This is a genomic window from Polyangium sp. 15x6, from assembly GCF_029960785.1.
Taxonomy (GTDB): Bacteria; Myxococcota_A; Polyangia; order Polyangiales; family Polyangiaceae; genus Polyangium.
Window position 1 is genome coordinate 81,042 of record NZ_JASBQE010000003.1, and the last position, 16,442, is coordinate 97,483.

The 16,442-nt window shown below is 68.2% G+C and carries 14 protein-coding genes; 5 read left to right on the forward strand and 9 right to left on the reverse strand.

Annotated elements, in window-relative coordinates:
• Window positions 1-97: 97 nt before the first annotated feature.
• The 3 genes from QHF83_RS03340 to QHF83_RS03350 all read right to left on the reverse strand — a co-directional run bounded on the left by QHF83_RS03340 (window position 98) and on the right by QHF83_RS03350 (window position 1,782).
• The gene (locus QHF83_RS03340) at window positions 98-919 is read right to left on the reverse strand and encodes a hypothetical protein (protein ID WP_282416289.1); all 822 of its coding nucleotides are present in this window, start codon (window positions 917-919) and stop codon (window positions 98-100) included.
• 67 nt (window positions 920-986) lie between these two features.
• On the reverse strand, window positions 987-1,145 hold the full coding sequence (locus QHF83_RS03345) for a hypothetical protein (RefSeq protein WP_282416290.1): 159 nt from the start codon (window positions 1,143-1,145) through the stop codon (window positions 987-989).
• A gap of 31 nt (window positions 1,146-1,176) precedes the next feature.
• Window positions 1,177-1,782, reverse strand: coding sequence for a hypothetical protein (locus QHF83_RS03350; RefSeq protein WP_282416291.1), 606 nt, complete (start codon window positions 1,780-1,782; stop codon window positions 1,177-1,179).
• Between the two features lie 754 nt (window positions 1,783-2,536).
• On the opposite strand from QHF83_RS03350, the gene QHF83_RS03355 reads away from it, so the two are divergent.
• Window positions 2,537-3,319 (forward strand): hypothetical protein, encoded by a 783-nt coding sequence (locus tag QHF83_RS03355; RefSeq protein WP_282416292.1) that lies wholly within the window; start codon window positions 2,537-2,539, stop codon window positions 3,317-3,319.
• A gap of 2 nt (window positions 3,320-3,321) precedes the next feature.
• Here the strand turns inward: QHF83_RS03355 and QHF83_RS03360 are convergent, their stop codons facing one another.
• The 5 genes from QHF83_RS03360 to QHF83_RS03380 form a co-directional block, all read right to left on the reverse strand.
• Window positions 3,322-6,534 carry a PAS domain S-box protein gene (locus QHF83_RS03360; RefSeq protein WP_282416293.1) on the reverse strand — a complete coding sequence of 1,071 codons (3,213 nt, stop codon included), beginning with the start codon at window positions 6,532-6,534 and terminating at the stop codon, window positions 3,322-3,324.
• 196 nt (window positions 6,535-6,730) lie between these two features.
• On the reverse strand, window positions 6,731-7,321 hold the full coding sequence (gene thpR, locus QHF83_RS03365) for an RNA 2',3'-cyclic phosphodiesterase (RefSeq protein WP_282416294.1): 591 nt from the start codon (window positions 7,319-7,321) through the stop codon (window positions 6,731-6,733).
• 1 nt (window position 7,322) lies between these two features.
• Window positions 7,323-7,736: a secondary thiamine-phosphate synthase enzyme YjbQ gene (locus tag QHF83_RS03370; protein ID WP_271925842.1), complete on the reverse strand. Its 414-nt coding sequence runs from the start codon at window positions 7,734-7,736 to the stop codon at window positions 7,323-7,325.
• 107 nt (window positions 7,737-7,843) lie between these two features.
• Window positions 7,844-10,024, reverse strand: a complete 2,181-nt coding sequence (locus QHF83_RS03375) for a glycoside hydrolase family 9 protein (RefSeq protein ID WP_282416295.1) — start codon at window positions 10,022-10,024, stop codon at window positions 7,844-7,846.
• 27 nt (window positions 10,025-10,051) lie between these two features.
• Entirely contained in the window at window positions 10,052-11,407 is a 1,356-nt protein-coding gene (locus QHF83_RS03380; protein WP_282416296.1) for a mandelate racemase/muconate lactonizing enzyme family protein, read from the reverse strand.
• Window positions 11,408-11,527: 120 nt separating this feature from the next.
• On the opposite strand from QHF83_RS03380, the gene QHF83_RS03385 reads away from it, so the two are divergent.
• The gene (locus tag QHF83_RS03385; RefSeq protein WP_282416297.1) at window positions 11,528-13,402 is read left to right on the forward strand and encodes a S41 family peptidase; all 1,875 of its coding nucleotides are present in this window, start codon (window positions 11,528-11,530) and stop codon (window positions 13,400-13,402) included.
• A 4-nt stretch (window positions 13,403-13,406) separates the two neighbouring features.
• Here the strand turns inward: QHF83_RS03385 and pdxH are convergent, their stop codons facing one another.
• Entirely contained in the window at window positions 13,407-13,994 is a 588-nt protein-coding gene (pdxH, locus tag QHF83_RS03390; RefSeq protein WP_282416298.1) for a pyridoxamine 5'-phosphate oxidase, read from the reverse strand.
• Between the two features lie 106 nt (window positions 13,995-14,100).
• Here pdxH and QHF83_RS03395 point away from each other — a divergent pair, with 106 nt between their 5' ends.
• The 3 genes from QHF83_RS03395 to QHF83_RS03405 all read left to right on the forward strand — a co-directional run bounded on the left by QHF83_RS03395 (window position 14,101) and on the right by QHF83_RS03405 (window position 16,430).
• A complete protein-coding gene (locus QHF83_RS03395) occupies window positions 14,101-14,793 on the forward strand; it encodes a phosphoribosyltransferase family protein (RefSeq protein ID WP_282416299.1) in 693 nt (230 codons plus the stop codon).
• A 411-nt stretch (window positions 14,794-15,204) separates the two neighbouring features.
• Window positions 15,205-16,137 (forward strand): hypothetical protein, encoded by a 933-nt coding sequence (locus QHF83_RS03400; protein WP_282416300.1) that lies wholly within the window; start codon window positions 15,205-15,207, stop codon window positions 16,135-16,137.
• A gap of 113 nt (window positions 16,138-16,250) precedes the next feature.
• Window positions 16,251-16,430 (forward strand): hypothetical protein, encoded by a 180-nt coding sequence (locus tag QHF83_RS03405; RefSeq protein WP_282416301.1) that lies wholly within the window; start codon window positions 16,251-16,253, stop codon window positions 16,428-16,430.
• The last annotated feature ends 12 nt before the right edge of the window (window positions 16,431-16,442 follow it).

Below are 16,442 nucleotides of genomic sequence, written 5' to 3' on the forward strand. Positions count from 1 at the left end.
TCCGCTCCCGACTCCGCTTTGCGTCGAGGTAGGTTGATCGGTGGGAGCTTGCGCCTTCATTTTGGGAGACGAGTCACCGCAAAAAAGGGTTGGCCCGTCATGTCGGCTCCTCGGGGATCTCGGGCGAACCGGGCCAGGTGATGCCCACCTTCTGAAGCCCGCGCTGGGCGCCGCGCACGCGCTCTGGGTCGGCCGTGGGGCGAAGGAGCGTATCGAGCTCGGCGGGCGTGAGCTCCGTGGGGCCTTTCAAGGCGCGATCGGTCACCGCATCGATGGCCGCGTGGGCGGGGACGTCTTCCGCGCGGTTGTGGTTCGTCACGATCCACCCGGGGCGTGGATTGTACGACTCACACGACAGCGGCAAGAGCCGCCCATTGTGGAGCAAACCCCACGCGGCCAGCCGGACGGCGCCGTGGGCCCGCGTCGGATCGCGAACGTCGAGGAGCGTGCCTCCCGCGCGATCGCCGTGAAGCCAGAAGCCCACGCCGGCCAGCTTCTCCCCATACACCACATCATCGTCTCTCGCCTCTCCCGTGGCGAGCATGCCGACGGCCATCACGAACGCGGACTCGAGCTTGGAAGGAAGGCCCGGCACGGCCCCACGCACGTCATCCGGGCCGCGGGTCACCGCATCGAGCGACAGGCCGAGCTGCTCGATCGGACCTTGCCCGGACTGATACGCGAGGCCGACGACCCCCGCCTCGTTCCACGCCACGACCTCGTAGTTTCCTTCTCCGTCGGCGTTGTAGATGACGCCCCGCTTGGGGTCGCCCGTCCACCCGATGCAGTCCGAGGCTGGGTACCAAAAGCGCGCGATCGGCTCGAGCTCGGCTTCGACGTACGCGCGCAGCGCGGCGCGCACGATGGCGTCTCGGTCGAAGACGAGGCGTCCGAAGCGAGCGGTGACCCGTTCGATCATGGTGTTTCGCCTAGACCCCGTCGGTCTCGGCGTCAACGCGGCTCGCCGCCTGCGTCCGCCTACCGCGTCACGGCGTGTAGGGCGGAACCTTGTTGATCTGATCCACCTCTTTGATTGGCGGGACCTTATTGCGGAGATACAGGTTGAGCCTCGTCGAGATGACGGCCGCGTTCTTGTACGCGTTCGTGCCCCACCGGCAACCGCGCGGGTCCAGCCTGGGCACCACGTGGTGCACCTCCGCGCGCTCTGGGTCGTTTTTAGGCGTGCCTTTCGCAGCCGGATCGAGGAGTGACGAGGTTCTCCGTGCACGTCGTTGGCTTGCACTTCTCATCCTTGCAAGGCCACGTGAAGCCCGCGAGATCGGAGTGAATCTTGCCGCCGTGCGCCTTGCGGTTGACCTCCAAGATCCACTTCCTCTGACTGAGCGTCTTGCCATCGCTGCCGACCTGGCCGCTGGAGCAGTCGAAGCCCTTGTCCGGCTTGACGGTCGTGACCTCGACCAAGTTCCGATACGGACCGTTCACCTCCGTCGGGACGGTCTTGACCTCGATGAGCGACGACTGCAGCGGCGCGTCCTCGTGTTTGATGATGATCCTGATCGAGGAATCCGGGCCGACCTGGCGCCAGTCGTCCTCCGTGCCTTCGATACGCTCGCACGCCGGGTAGTCCTTGTCGTAGGGCGCCGCTCCGAAGCTCTCTGGGACCAACACGCCATCCTCACACGCTTTCTGCGGATCCTCGTAGAAGCAGTCGAACGTACCGGCCTCGGACATGTAACAAGCGCTGCCGAACGCGGCGATGTACTTGCCCCGCAGCGCGACGTCGTCCTTCGGGTTCCCCAGGAGCGGGATGCGGTAACGCATGCACGCATCCTCCACGGGCTCCGCGCATTCGGTCGACGTGTCGGTCGGGGTGTCGGATGGAGTCGAGCACGAATCGGCAGGCCCTGGATCGAGAGGCCCTCCGCACGCCCCCGTCATCCATGCCCCAACGAAGCTCGACACCAGCCCCCCAGCATTGCCCAGCGGCGTCTCCTCCGTGCTGGCATGGAGGACCGAATCTCACGTTGATCGGCCGAGCGACAAGGGAAAACGAGCAAGGGGGCTCACGCTGCGCCCGGGAACCGAGCGTCCCATGACGATGACCGGGTCGGCGGGAGCCGGCTGGACGGCCGCGGCTCCGCACACCCCTGGAAGCAACAAACCTCACCAATTCTCCCCTCCGCGACGCCCGCGAAGCCGCCGCGTCCCGAAAAATCCGCCTCTCGACGCCCGCGAAGCCGTCGTCTTCGAACCGATCTCCCCGATCGACCCCCGCGCCTCCGCCGTGGCGGTACGAAAGTCCCGATCGACCCTCGCGACGCCGCCGATGCCCGAACGAACCTCCCGATCGACCCCCGCGGCGCCGCCGTTTTGTGTACGGAACCACGGATCGGACCCCGCGACGCCGCCGTTTCGGTTGCGGAGCGTCTTCGCGACCGTCGCGATCGTGCCCCTTTTCTTGCGGGACGCCTCCGCGGCACGTCCAGCCTGGACAAGTGTGGGCTGTAACGCGTAAGGTCTCTCGCTTCTGTGCCCGGTCGGGAGGCTCGGGTGCATTTCGTGAGGAGGCGCGTTCGTGGCGAAGAAGTCCAAGGTGATCGACAATCGCATTCAATCGAGCGCGCACGTCATCGGCGCGGCGAAGACGCACGCGGAGCAGGTCGCCGAGAGGCTCGCGGCGCGCGCGGTCTCCGTGCAAGGGGCGCATACGAAGGCAACGAAAGAGGTTTTTCTCGTCCTCCTCGCATACTTGACGGATACCCTCGGCGCCTCGGCCGCTTCCCTCGACGAGGCAGAACATCGTGTCCTCGCGGAGCGCGCCGACGATGTGGGCCTGCGCGAGGAGCGCGACGCGGCCGCGAGCGACCTCGTCCGCTCCGCCGTGCGTATCAAATCGATGGTGTCGGATGCGCTCGGCCCGGAGGGGCTGCGTTCCTATGGCCTCGAGGGAGATACGCCGCGCGCCCCCCGCGAGCTCGTGAGCCACGTGCAGAGCGTCTCCAAGCTGATGAAGAAGAAGCCATTCCTCGTCACCGTCGAGGGCGTCACCTTCGACAGCGCCGCCATGGCGCAGACGCTCGACAAGAAGGCCGAGACCCTCGACAAGGCGCTCGTCACCATGCAACGCGAGGAGCAGGAGCTCGCCGATGAGATCGGCCGCCGCGAGCAGCAAGTGCTCGCGTGGATCGAGGACCACCAGGGCATCGCCGATACCCTCGTCGGCCTCTTCCGCCTGGCCGGTCGAAAAGACCTCTCCGAGCGTGTACGCCCGACGAGCCGCGCGCTCACGGGCGAAGAGGTCACGCCACCCGTCGGCACGACGAGCGAAGACCCGTCGAGCGGGCCGGTCCTCGGCTGACCTTACGACAGCGTCCGTTTTCGCTTCATCAATTGGGCGACGGTCGCGACGAATCCGAGCGGATCGATCGGCTTCGTCACGTGCGCGTCGTAGCCGGCCTCGAGCGATCGTGCCTTGTCCTCGGGGCGCGCGAACGCCGTCACCGCGACGGCGGCAAGATCGCCGGGCCCGGCGGCGCGGCGTGCGCGCACCTCTCGAATGAGGGCGAATCCGTCCATTCCAGGCATCCCCAGGTCGCTCACCATCACGTCCGGCTCGTTCTCGGGATTCTCCAGCAAATCGAGCGCTTCGAATGCCGAGGCCGCCGTGATGACCTTTGCCCGGCTATCCTCCAGCAATCGCTCGACGAGCTCCCGCGCGTCCGGCTCGTCGTCCACGACGAGGACACGAATCCCCTCCAGGCTCGTCGTATCGGCCACTTGCGGGCGGGAGAGGCTCGGCCACGGGGGCGGGAGCCCCTCGTGCTCGGGACCCGGGGCATAGGCGTGCATCGTCGGCAGATCGACCACGAACGTCGCCCCTCTTCCGAGCCCGGCGCTCTCCGCGTGCACGCACCCGCCGTGAAGCTCGACCAGGTGTTTCACGATCGAAAGCCCGAGGCCGAGCCCGCCATACCGGCGCGACGCGGACGAGTCGGCCTGGCGGAAGCGGTCGAAGAGGAGCGGCAGAAACTCGGGCGCGATTCCCTGTCCCGTATCCGCGACCGTGAGCCGGAGATAGCCATTCGACCGTGAAAGCGTGATGTCCACGCGACCTTTCTGGGGCGTGAATTTGATCGCGTTCGCGACCAGGTTCCACACGACCTGCTGCAGGCGATCCGGATCCGCCACCACCGTCGTGTCCGCCGGCTCGTACGTCGCGCGGATCGCGATCCCTTTCACCTCGGCGGCGTGACGAACGGACTCGAGCGCGGAATCGATCACCTTCGGCAGATCGACCCGCTGCACGTTGAGGCGCAGCTTCCCGGAGACGATCCGGCTCACGTCCAGCAGATCCGAGATGAGCTGCAGCTGCAATCGCGCGTTCCGCTCGATGACGGACAAACCTTTTTCGATGTTCCCGGGCGCCTGCTGCGACGTGCGGAGCAGCTCGATCCAGCCGAGGATGGGGGTGAGCGGCGTCCGGAGCTCGTGCGACATCGTGGCCAAAAACTCGTCTTTCATCCGGTTCGCTCGCTCGGCCTCGCTTCGCGCGGCCCGCTCGCTCCCGAGGAGCCATTCGCGCTCCGCCTCCGCCGCCTCCCGCTCCGTGATGTCGCGGATGACGCCCGCGAAAAATCTCCGCTCGCCCACGAAAAACTCGCTGACGGCGAGCTCGAGGGGAAACTCCGTCCCCTCCTTTCGCCGCCCGCGCACCTTGCGCCCGATTCCGATGATCTTTCGGACCCCGGTGCGCAGATAGTTCGCGAGGTACGTGTCGTGCTCGGTTCGGTAGGGTTCGGGCATGACCGTCTTGATGTTTTGACCGATGAGCTCGTCCGCGCCGTAACCGAACATCCGCTCGGCTGCGGGGTTCATCGTCTCGATCGTGCCGCGCTCGTCGATGGTGATGATGCCATCGACGGCGGTGTCCACGATGGCCCGGAGGCGCGCCGCGGCGTCCCGCGCCGCCTCGACGGCCTGCTTTCGTTCGGTCACGTCGCGCGTCAGATTCGCGAATCCGCGGAGCGCGCCGGTCTCGTCCCGCACGGCCGTCAAGACGACGTTCGCCCAGAAACGCGTGCCGTCCTTGCGAAGGTGCATCCCTTCGTCCTCGAAGCGCCCGTGCTTCGCCGCCAGGATGAGCAATCGATCCGGTTTGCCCTGGGCGACGTCCTCGGCGGGGTAAAACTGTGAGAAATGCTGGCCGACGACCTCCGCGGCCGTATAGCCCTTGAACCGCTCGGCGCCGGCGTTCCAGCTCTCCACGCGGCCTTCGGGGTCGAGCATGTAGATCGCGTAATCGCGCACGCTCTCGACCAGCAGGCGATACCGCTCCTCGCCCTCGCGCAGGGCCCGCTCGACCTGCAGCTGCCGCAGGGAGGCCGCCAGGATGTTCGCGATCGACTCGAGAAAGACGATGTCGTCGCGGGTGAAGATCCGCTTTCGTCGCGTATGCGCGCCGAGCACGCCGAAAGGCCGGTCTTCATCGCCGGCGATCGTCACGCTCATCCCGCTGATGACGCCGTGATCGAAGAGGAGCGGCGGCCCGCGAAAGCGCGGTTCGGTCCGGAAATCTTCCACGATCACGGGCCCGTTCGATTGCAGCGTGAATCCGGCCTGCGAGTCCAGATCGGTCCCCACGGTCGCGTGCCCGACGAGGCTCGTCGCCCATCCCACGCCGGCGCGCAGCAGGAGTCGTTGCTCCCCGGGCAACAATTCCAGGACCTTGCAAAGCTCGATTTCCAGCGTCTCGGCGACGAGCTGGACCGCGCGATCCATGAGGCGCTGGACGTTCCTCTCCACGAGCGCCATGTGCCCGAGCGCGGCCACGGCCGCCTGCTGGCGTGCCCGCGCGCGCGCTTGCTCCTCGGCCCGCTTCATGCCGGTGACCTCCAGGACGACGGTGCCGACCGAGGCGACCGTTCCATCGAGCGCCTGGACCGGAAAATGTGCGGTCAGCCAATGCCGGCGTTCGCCGGGCTGCGCCGCGGTCTCCCCGCTGATCTCCACATTCGCGACGGGCTCGCCGCTCCGGAAGACGTCGTGCAGCGCCGTGGTGACCGTGATGTTGGGCAGGATCTCGTGAACGGGATGGCCGAGGTGAGCCTCGACGGGCAGGCCATTGCTCCTGGCGAGCCACTCGTTGATGCGGAGGAATCGCCCCTCCCGATCGAGGAAGGCGAACCCGACGGGCGCATGCAAAAACAGGGATTCGAGCTCGGCCGTGCGTCCATTGAGACGCTCCTCCAGGGCGTCATTCTCCCGGCGGCTCGCCGCGAGGGCCCGGCGCATGCGCTCGCCGAGGGTCGAAAGGACGAGGCCGACCGCGAGGAACAGGGCGGCGACGATGCCTTCGAGCGACCTGAAGAAATACGCGCCGGCGAGCGCTGCCATGGTCGTCGCGGCGAGCCCGGGGCCGAAGCCGCCGTGCGCCGCGACGGTGACTCCGAGGATGAGCAGGAGAACGATCGCAGGAGCGCCCAGGACGGCCTGCAAGCTCGAGCAGAGCGTCACGGCGGCCGCGGTCACGACGATTGCGACGCCGTAGCGGTACGGAATCCCCTTATCTGACATTTCCGATTTCAGCGATGGCGGCTCGTATTTCCGATCCGTCATGGTGGCATGCCACGGAAGCCGCGCTGGCCCCCACGAATCCACGATCTTAGTGCGACCGTGCTTGAACGTACGATCTCGTACGACGACGAGCACGAAATTCGCAGGCGCGCGGGCGAACTCCGGCGCGATGCGGCAGAGGACGGCCGGGTGGGTATCAATGCAGCGGGGCTGGCACCCCGCCGAGCGGCAATCGCGCCACGGCCTCGTAACGCGCGCCTGCGGCCGAAATCACGCTCTCGTAAAGCACGAGCTCTCGCACGCTCACCTCGCCGAACGATTCTCCGGCGAGCGATCGCGCCGCCGCCCAGAGCCCCGCGTCCGTGCCGCCGAACCCGGCGCGGGCCAGGGTGAGGTGCGGCGAAAAGACCCGCTCCTCCGGCACGTACCCGACCTCCGTGAGCGTCTCGGAGAGCTCTTTTTGCACGAGCCCGAGCGCCGGCACGTCACCGTCGACCCCGATCCACAAGACGCGCGGCTTTCGCCCGCCGAAGCACCCGGCGCCCTCGAATCGCAGCGTGAGCGGCGCGTGCCGGACGGCGACGCCCTCCGCTTTCGCCACGACCGCGGGCACGAGCGATTCCTCCACCGCGCCGAGGAACACGAGCGTCACATGAATGCCCTCGGTCCGCACCCATCGCGCCCGCGGGGCGTGCGCGCGCGCCCGGCTCACGGCCTCGGCGATACGCGCGTGGCAGTCATCGCCGGGATCGACGGCGAGAAAGAGGCGCCTCGTCGCGAGGACCACGTCATTCCCCCATGGCCTTGACCACCAGGCGTTTTCTGCGCTGGCCGTCGAATTCGGCGTAAAAGATCTGCTGCCAGGGGCCGAGGTCGAGCTTGCCTTTCGTGATGGGGACGATCACCTGGTGGTGGACGAGGATCGACTTGAGGTGCGCGTCGCCGTTGTCCTCGCCGGTCCGATGGTGCTTGTAATCGGGGCCGGCCGGCGCGAGCGTTTGCAGCCACGACCAGATGTCCTCCCAGAGCCCGGGCTCGTGGTCGTTCACGAAGACGCCTGCCGTGATGTGCATCGCGCTGACGAGGACCATGCCCTCGGCGATGCCGCTGCCGGAGACGATCGTCTCGACGCGGTCGGTGATGTTGACGAGCTCGCGCCGCTGCTTGGTCTCGAACCAGAGGTATTCGGTGACGGATCGCATGTGCGGCGATCGTCGTCGCGCGGAGGGCGGGGGGCGTCAAGAGGGGAGGGGTTCGGGGGCGTGGCTCGGCGCGTCCGAGCGTAGCCCCCGAGCGTCGAACGAAGGGATCACTTCACGAACTTCGACAGCAGCCGGATGTACGCCACCTGGTAGCCGTTCGAGTTCTCGGTGACGGACCACGAGTTCAGCGGCCAGCTCGTGTTGAAGTCCTTGTACGACTTCTGCGCCGGCTGCCCCTTCGGCGGCGTGATCGTCTCCGACGAGCATACGGCGTTGTTCTCGGCGCTGCCGCAGTTGTTCGGGCAGCAGCCGTCCCAGTCGTAGCTCGGGTTCGGGCCGCCCGTCAAAAAGCCCGGGGCCGGACCGTGCGTCGAGACGCCCACGCGATCCCATTGCGCGCTGCCGTTGTCGAACCACGCGTGATAGAACTCGTTCACGCTGTTCTCGGCGCCGACGTCGCCCATGTTCGAGAGATAGACGAGCCCGAGCGGATTCGTCCCGTGGATGTAATGGATGTACCGCGCCGCCGCCCTCTCCGCGGCCGTGTTTTTCGCCGGGTCGATGCCGTAGACGATGATGTCCTGGAACATGTTGCCCTGGTGCGACTTCGTCCCGTTGCTCCCCCAGACGTAGTCCTTCAGGGAAGCGCGATAGGGATCCGACTCGCCATTGATCGCCCCGAAGTTGTCGCTCCCGTTCATCGCGTCGTCGTAGGTGGTCCGGATGGCGGTCACGACGTTCTGCGTGGCGCCCGGCACCTTCGTGTAATAAAGGAGCGCGTCTTGTTGCTCGGCCTCGAACGGGTAGGCGTAGTTCCACTGGAACAGGTGGATCTGCGTGTAGTTCTGGTCGAAGAACTGGCGGTAGGTCGCCTTGTTGGTCGCGTGGAAGAGATACGCGGCGGCCTCGATCTTCTTGGAGAGGCGGCCATAATCGTCCGTCTCCTGCTGGCCCGCGCCGAGGCCCTGCGAGCCGTTCGAGCTGTCGTTGTTGTTGAACGTGACGCTCGGGTTCGCGTTCGCCCAGCTCCAGGCATTCTCGGCCCGCGCGACGAGGTCGTCCGCGTAGGCCGTGAACGAACCTCCGAGCGAGCGGAACACGATCGAGCCATACGCGAACGCCGCGGCGGCGCTCAGCGTGGACGAGGTGCTCGCCGTGCCGTACCGGCTCGGGCCCGTCGCCGCGGAGGGCGGGCTCGCGTGCCCGACGCCCACGATGCTCAGCACCGAGCCGTTCGGGTTTTGCATCTTGATGAGCCAGTCCATGCCGAATTTCGCCTCGTCCACGACGTCGGGGACACCGTTGCCGGATTCGGGGATCCCGTAATCGTCGGTGAACGCGGCCTTCGACTCGTCGTAGGCCATGAGCAGGCTCGTCACGTAGCGCGCGTGCCAGTTCGTGTACTTGTTGTAATCGCCCGCGTCGTACCAGCCGCCGGAGAGATCCCGCTCCGTCGACGCATCGTTCGGCGCATTGTAACGCCGGGCGTTCTTGTCCTGCCCGGGGCCCACGTGGCTCGCGCCGTCCGCCCAGCCCGCGCCCGCGTGCTCGGCGCTCTTCGCGACGCCGGCGCGCTGATAAAAGAGCGCCCGCACCGCGGCTCTGAGCACGTCGCGGTACACGTTCGTCGCGATGCGGAATTCGTGCGAGCGCAGGTCCTTGCCCGTGTCGTGCACGTAATAGGTGCCGGGCGTCTGCACGGACGAGAAATCGAAATGCCAGGCCCGATCGCCCGACGAGGCGTCGACCATGCCGTTCTTCCACGCCGCCGGGGTGCCCGTGAGGACCTGCGCGCCCGTCTGCGCATTCACGAGCGCATACGTGCCCCCGGGCGAGAACGACTCCGCGGCGTCGAATCCATTCTCCGGATCCCGGACCACCGCGACTTTTTGCCCGTTCGGCAAATAGCCGAATTGATCGACGACGATGTACGGGGTCACGGGGGGCTTCACCGGGTTCATTCCACCGCCGGCGCCGCCGCCGCCGCCCGAACCACCTGCCCCACCGGCGCCGCCCATTCCACCGGATCCGCCAGAGCCCCCGGCGCCGCCCATTGCACCGGCGCCGCCTGAGCCCCCCGCGCCGCCCATTCCACCGACGCCGCCGGAACCCCCCACGCCGCCGGTGCCGCCGGTGCCGCCGGTCGCGCCCGTTCCGCCCGTTCCGCCGGTGGCGCCTGCGCCTCCGCCGCCGGTATTTGCCGACGAATTCGAGCTCCCGTCGCCGCTGCAGGCGGCGAGCACGGCGAGGGAGAGCGCGGGAATCGAAGCCAAGAGCAATCGTCTCATGGAAAGACCTCCGCGCGCGATGGTACCTCAGAAGGGCGGCTCGGGAAGCTCGAACTCGGCGAGCGCGCTCCGGTCCTCGACCTCTCGTTTCTTGTTGCGCAGATACACCGCCTCGCGCCAGCCGTGATCGAGCACGGTCCAGGCCGCGAGGGTCGCCTTCGTGATCACGTCGATCCGCTTGCCGAAGCGCGCGACGACCTCCCAGTCGATCTCGACGCCGAGCCCCGGCTCGTCGGGAATCCGGATCCGGCCCTCGTCATCCCGCGCGAAGCCATTGCGAAGGAACCGCGCCCATTGCGGCATTTGCCAGTGGCGGTCGTGCGGCAGCTCGAGGAGGCCCCGCTCCTCCTGCGGGAGCAGGCCGAAGAGATGGAGGTTCACGGCAAAGCCGAGGCCGTTCGTCCAGGTGTGCGGCGTGTATCGGAGCGGCCGCGTCTCCGGCCCGCGCGCGGCGTTGCGCCGCCGGATCTCACGCACGAGCCAGCGAACGACGCTCACGCCGCCCGCATACGTGCCGCCCGAGAGCACCGCGTCCGGCTGGTAGATGTCGAGGCTCCCGGCGTCGAGCATCGATCGGAAATCGCGCCACGAGGGCGTGACCTCGCCGCCCGCGATCGGGATCTTCGAGCGCGCGCGCAGCCGCGCGAGCCCCTCGTGGTCGGCCCGGTGGAGCGGCTCTTCGAGCCACGAGACCCGATACGGCGCGATCCCTTCGCTGAAGCGGGCCGCAAAGTCCTCGTCCCAGCGCGGGCTCGGTTCGAGCAGCTCCACGGGCCAGCCGAGATTGGCGTCGACCATGAGCTCCATCGAATCACCCGCCGCCTCCCGCGCGGCCGCGACGACGTCGACCATCTTCGCGAGATCGTCGCTCTTCACGCGGATCTTGACGCCCCCGAAGCCCTCGCTCCGGCGCTCGGTGACGAGCTCTGCCACGACGCGTGGATCGTGATCGTGGTTCGAGCCGAGCGAGGCATACGGCACGGCGAAGCCGCCCGTGCCGCCGAGGACTTTCCACAAGGGCTCGCGCCGGTACTTGCCGACGAGATCCCAGAACGCGGCGTCGATCCAACCATTGCGCATGCCGAGGATCGAGAACTCCTCGATGCGCTGGTTCACGAGGCGCATGTCGAGCGGGTTCAATCCGAGCAGGTAGGCGCCGAGCAAGGCGCCGAGCGACTCGCGTTCGCGGCCCATCGCCGGGATCGCCGCGACGCCGTCGAGCCCCGCGTCGGTCACGAGGCGCAGGAGGTAAAAGCGCAGGTCGATCTGGTGGTAGCCGGGGATCCAGTTCGGCTCGAAGACGACCCGATCATCGAAGAACCCCGGCCGGTCTCCGGAGAGCGGGATCTTGACGTAGTAGAGCTCGATCCGCTCGATCTTCATGGTGGGCTCCTGCCTTTCCGGACAACGGCGGCTGCCCCTGGTTTCTGACACTTCTTCTTGGCGGAGCGCGGGGCCTTGGGCAAGATCCGCGCGCTCGATCTCGTGCCCGGGAGGGTTTTCTTGCGTGCGTCCCTCGCTGCCCGTCTCGGGCTCCCTTTCATGCTCCTCGCCTGCGGCAACGTCCCGCCGCCCGAGCCCATGCCCACGCCGCTGCCGAAGTTCCCGGCTCTGCCCGGGGCGGCGACGACGGCGGCCGCGCCGCGGGTCGATCCTTCACGCACGCTCGAAGGCCGCGCGCTCGAGAACGTGGTCGCATTCACGCAGCTCTACAATGACGTGCGTTTCTTCCATCCGAGCGACGAGGCCGCGCGGGCCGATTGGAACGCGATCGCCGTGGACGGCGCGAAGCGCGTCGAGGGGGCCACGTCGGCGGAGGAGCTCGCGAGGATCCTCGGGGAGATCTTCGGCCCCGTGGCGCCGACGCTCCGCGTCTTCCCGACGGGCCTGCGGCAAGACTTGCCCGAGGCGATCCTGCCGCCGAAGGACGGCTCGAAGCCGAAGATCGTCGCGTGGCGGCACGACGGGGTCGATCTGCGGATGGGAGCTCCGGTTTATCGGAGCGAGCGCGTGAACGACCCGGATCGGCTTCCGAGCGAGGTCTACGAGGCCGAGCTCGGCGGCGGCGTGTCGTGCAGGATGCCGATCACGCTGTATGCCGACGATCGCGGGACGTTGCCGCATGGCAATGCCGCGCCCTCCGGGCCGCCGCCGGGCGGCATCCCTCCGACGCTCGCATATTCGCTGCTGGACCGGGAGACGCGCCTCGCCGACATCACGATCGCGTGGGGTATCCTGCAGCATTTTTACCCCTACTTCGACATCGTCGGGACGGATTGGCCCGCGGTCCTGCGAAAGAGTTTGTCCGAGGCGGCCACGGCCCTCGACGAGCAAGGCATGGTCGCGGCCATGGAGCGTATGATCGCAAAGCTCCACGACGGCCACGGCAGCGTGGTGCGGATGCTGAAGCAGCCCGAGGGACCGCCCGTTCCCGAGGCGTCGACCCGTGGGTTCTTGCCGCTCGACTTCACCTGGATCGAGGGGCAGCTCGTCGTGACGAACGTGCACCCGAGCGCGGGCGCCGAGGTTCGTCCGGGCGATATCGTGCTCGCGATCGACAACAAGCCGGTCGACGCGTGGATGGCCGTGTTCGAGCCGCGGACGTCGGCCGCGACGCCGGGATGGAAGCGGCGCGTCGCGACGGCGCCGCTGCGCGCGGGGAAAAAGGGCGACGCCGCCACCGTGACGCTGAAGGACCAGCGAGGCGAGCCCGTGACGACGCGCCTCGAGCGCTCCCTCGGCATGATGGATCGATGGCCGCAGGAGAAGAGGCCGGAGCCTTTGGCCGAGGTCGCGCCCGGCGTCTCGTACGTCGATCTCGAACGGGTGACGCCGGAGCAATTCGACGCGGCCTTGCCGAAGCTCGCGAAGGCGAGAGGCGTGATCTTCGATCTGCGCGGGTCCTCGAAGATCGATCCCGAGAAGCTCGGTCACCTCTCGTCGACGAAGCTCGCGAGCCCGGAATGGAAGGTCCCGCGGGTCGTCCGGCCAAACCGCGAGGGGATGACGTTCGAGGTGCAGAGGTGGTTCGTCGAGCCGAAGGCGCCGCGCATCCGCGGCCGGGTCGTGTTTCTGACGGACGAGCGGGCGGTAAGCCAGGCCGAGACCTGGATGAGCATGGTCGACCAGTACAAGCTCGGAAAGATCGTGGGCGCGTCGACGGCGGGCACGAATGGAAACGTCAATCCGTTCGCCGTGCCCGGCGGGCTCGTGATCAGCTGGACCGGCATGCGCGTCGATCGTCACGACGGCTCGCGCTTCCACGGCGTGGGCGTGCGGCCGAACATCCCCGCGACGCGGACGGTGAAGGGCATCCGCGAGGGGCGCGACGAGGTGCTGGAGGTGGGGATCGAGGTCGTGACCGGGAAGGTGAAATGACCGCTCAGGGGTGGAGCCGCTCGCAGCGCCACCCCTCGCCTTCGCGGACGTAGACGAAGCGGTCGTGCAGGCGGCTGTCCCTGCCAAACCAGAACTCGATCCGGTCGGGGACCACGCGATACCCGCTCCAGTGCGGCGGCCTCGGGACAGGGCCGCCCTCGAAGCGCGTGGTCACTTCGGCAATGCGCGCTTCGAGCTCCTCGCGCGAGTGGAGCGGGCGGCTCTGATCGGAGGCCCAGGCGCCGATCTGGCTGCCGCGCACGCGCGAGGCGAAGTAGGCGTCCGCTTCCTCGGCGGAGACGGGCTCGACGCGGCCCTCGACGCGGATCTGCTCGGCGGCCTTCGGCCAGTGAATGCAGAGCGCGGCCCAAGGGTTTTTCGCGAGCGCCCGGCCTTTGCGGCTCTCCAGGTTCGTGTAGAAAGAAAAGCCGCGCTCGTCCACGCCCTTCAAGAGCACCATGCGCGCCGAGGGACGGCCGTCCTCGTCGACGGTGGCGAGGGTCATGGCCGTGGGGTCGTGGTCCTCGCGCTCCTGGGCGCGGGCGAACGCCTCGCGGAACGCGGCAATGGGGTCCGATGCGGGATGGCTCATCGCGGCGCAGCATAGGGGCCGGGTGCCCGTTGGAAAAGGGCGAAACGTAGCCCTCCCCCTGACAGGCACGTCTCCGGGAACGATGTGTTCGGGCGGGGAGGGCGTCATGATGTGGAAGGACCGGGAAGAGGCAGGCGAGCTGCTCGGGCAGCACCTGCGGGGCATCGGCGGGCTCGAGGGCGCGGTGGTGCTCGGCATTCCGCGCGGCGGCGTGGTCGTGGCGGCGGGCGTGGCCGATGCGCTCGGGGGCGAGCTCGGCGTGATCGTGGCGCGCAAGCTGCGCGCGCCGCACCAGCCCGAGCTCGCGATTGGCGCGGTCACCTCCGACGGCTCGGTCTGGGTCGAGCCGCGCGCGCTCCGGGTGCTCGGCGTGGACCCGGAGTACCTCGAAGCCGAGCGAATGCATCAATCGGAAGAGGCGCGGCGGCGGGAGACGCTCTTCGGCGGGCACCGGCCCTCGCTCGCCGGAAAGCCGGTCATCGTGGTGGACGACGGCATCGCGACGGGCGCGACGGCGATGGCGGCGCTGCGCGCGGCGCGGGCGGCGGGGGCGACGACGGTCGTGCTGGCGGCGCCGGTGGCCTCGCCGGAGCGGGCGGACATGCTCCGCGGGGAGGCGGATCTCGTGGTTTGTCTGATCGAGGATCCGAACCTTTATGCGGTGGGCCAGTATTACGAGGATTTCCGGGCCATCGAGGACGACGAGGTCATGAGCCTGCTCGAGAGCCACGGCAGGAAGCCCTCGACGGAGAGGCGGACGTCGACGCGGGGCATGGCGCGTCGGCCGAGCGGGGCGTGAGGGCCGACCTCGCCGCTTCGGTGGAGATGCGGAAAGGAAATGTTCAGGAAAATGACGATTCGAAAGGTTGGGGCCGACATGGCCCTTACCGTCGTATCATTGCCGCGTCCGTTTTCCTTGTCGGGAGGGTCCCGAATCCGGGTGCTCCGTCACACCCGAAGGTTGTCCGGCGGCCCTGCATCCGTGACGCATGAAACGCCCTCGACGCGGCGCTTCCCTGAACGCTCGGGCCGGGGTAGGGTGCGGGCCTTCCGTGGAGGTCCGCCCATGAGGTTCGTTGCGCTCGCCGTGGTCACGCTCGCCGTGGCGTGGCCCGTCGTGAGCTACGCCGAAGCCTGAGGCGCTTGAAGCAATCCGAACCTGCCGGTCGGCGGGTCCGAAGTGCGAGCGTTCGAGCCCGGGAGGCTCGAAGTGCGCCTGGGTGCGTCCGGGCTCGCCGGTTCGGCGGGGCATCTCGCAGAATGCCCCGACCTCGGGCCCGCGTGCGCCGAGACGCCGCCGCCCGTGCCGTACCACCACCACGTGGCGTTGTGGATGACGGACGTGACGGCGGACGTGTCGTACCAGGTCACGCCGTGGCTCGCGGCCGAGGCGCGTTTGCTGCTTCGCATCGTGGATACGTTTCCCACGTACACGGAGCTCGACGGCACGCCGAAGCTCGTCCCCGGCGACATTCACCATCACGATCGGACGATCGTGGGGCCCGGGGATCCGTGGCTCATCGCGCGTTTTTCGGGCGGCATCGGCAAGCTCTCGTCGGCGGCGCGGCTTGGACTCTCGTTTCCGCTGGGGCGAACGGAGCCGGATCCGTATCGGCTCGGCGCGGCGGGGGAATGGCACGAGCATACACAGCTCGGGACGGGGACGTTCGTGCCGATCGTGGGCGTCGGGCTCACGTATGCGCTGGATTCCGTGGAGATCTCGGCCTCGGCGCTGGGGCTCTTCAGTGTGTACGAGAATGACCAGGGGTTTCGGGCGCCAACCCGCATTTTCGGCGGCGCGCGCGTGGGCGTGCCGCTGCTCGAAGGGAAGGTCACGCCGTATGCGACGGTGGATCTCGCCCACGAGAGCGCGGAGATCTGGAATGGCGCGTATGCGCTCGAAGGATTCAATGCGCGCACGGATCTGCTCGTCGGCGTGGGCGCCAGGTGGGCGATCACGCCCGCGTGGACGCTCGAAGGCAGCGTGCGGGCGCGGGTCTTGCGGCTGACGGACGCCGCCGCGTTCAATTATCCGGGAATGGCCCAAATCTCGATTTCACGTGCCTGGGACCTCGGCGGCAAAGACGAGGATGAGCACGGGCACGAGGACGAGGACGAACACGGGCACGGGCACGGGCACTGACGATGCTCTCCGAAGCGGACGAGCCCGACGGTGACGCGTCGCCACCCGCGTTTTTCGCCCTTCGCGCCGCGCGCTCGCCGTGCTTCGCTCCGTCCGAGGAGACCGGAAGACCCATGAAAGCCATGTCGCTCGTGCTCGTCGCCCTTGCAGCGTTTGCCCTCGCCGGTTGCGAGGACAACGCCAAACCCTCGGCGGATCCTGCGTCGGCGAAGGCCGCGGAGAGCGCCAAGCCCGCAGCGAGCGCCGCGCCCGCGGCGAAGCCCGCCTCGACCGGGGAGAGCGGCGGCTGGTAGGAATCGAAGCGC

Bases quoted from the DNA above. Each gene is read 5' to 3' on its own strand.
- QHF83_RS03340 (WP_282416289.1), bottom strand. From the start codon at position 919: ATGATCGAACGGGTCACCGCTCGCTTCGGACGCCTCGTCTTCGACCGA.
- QHF83_RS03350 (WP_282416291.1), bottom strand. From the start codon at position 1,782: ATGCGTTACCGCATCCCGCTCCTGGGGAACCCGAAGGACGACGTCGCG.
- QHF83_RS03360 (WP_282416293.1), bottom strand. From the start codon at position 6,534: ATGTCAGATAAGGGGATTCCGTACCGCTACGGCGTCGCAATCGTCGTG.
- QHF83_RS03370 (WP_271925842.1), bottom strand. From the start codon at position 7,736: ATGCGATCCGTCACCGAATACCTCTGGTTCGAGACCAAGCAGCGGCGC.
- QHF83_RS03375 (WP_282416295.1), bottom strand. From the start codon at position 10,024: ATGAGACGATTGCTCTTGGCTTCGATTCCCGCGCTCTCCCTCGCCGTG.
- QHF83_RS03380 (WP_282416296.1), bottom strand. From the start codon at position 11,407: ATGAAGATCGAGCGGATCGAGCTCTACTACGTCAAGATCCCGCTCTCC.
- pdxH (WP_282416298.1), bottom strand. From the start codon at position 13,994: ATGAGCCATCCCGCATCGGACCCCATTGCCGCGTTCCGCGAGGCGTTC.
- QHF83_RS03395 (WP_282416299.1), top strand. From the start codon at position 14,101: ATGATGTGGAAGGACCGGGAAGAGGCAGGCGAGCTGCTCGGGCAGCAC.
- QHF83_RS03405 (WP_282416301.1), top strand. From the start codon at position 16,251: ATGAAAGCCATGTCGCTCGTGCTCGTCGCCCTTGCAGCGTTTGCCCTC.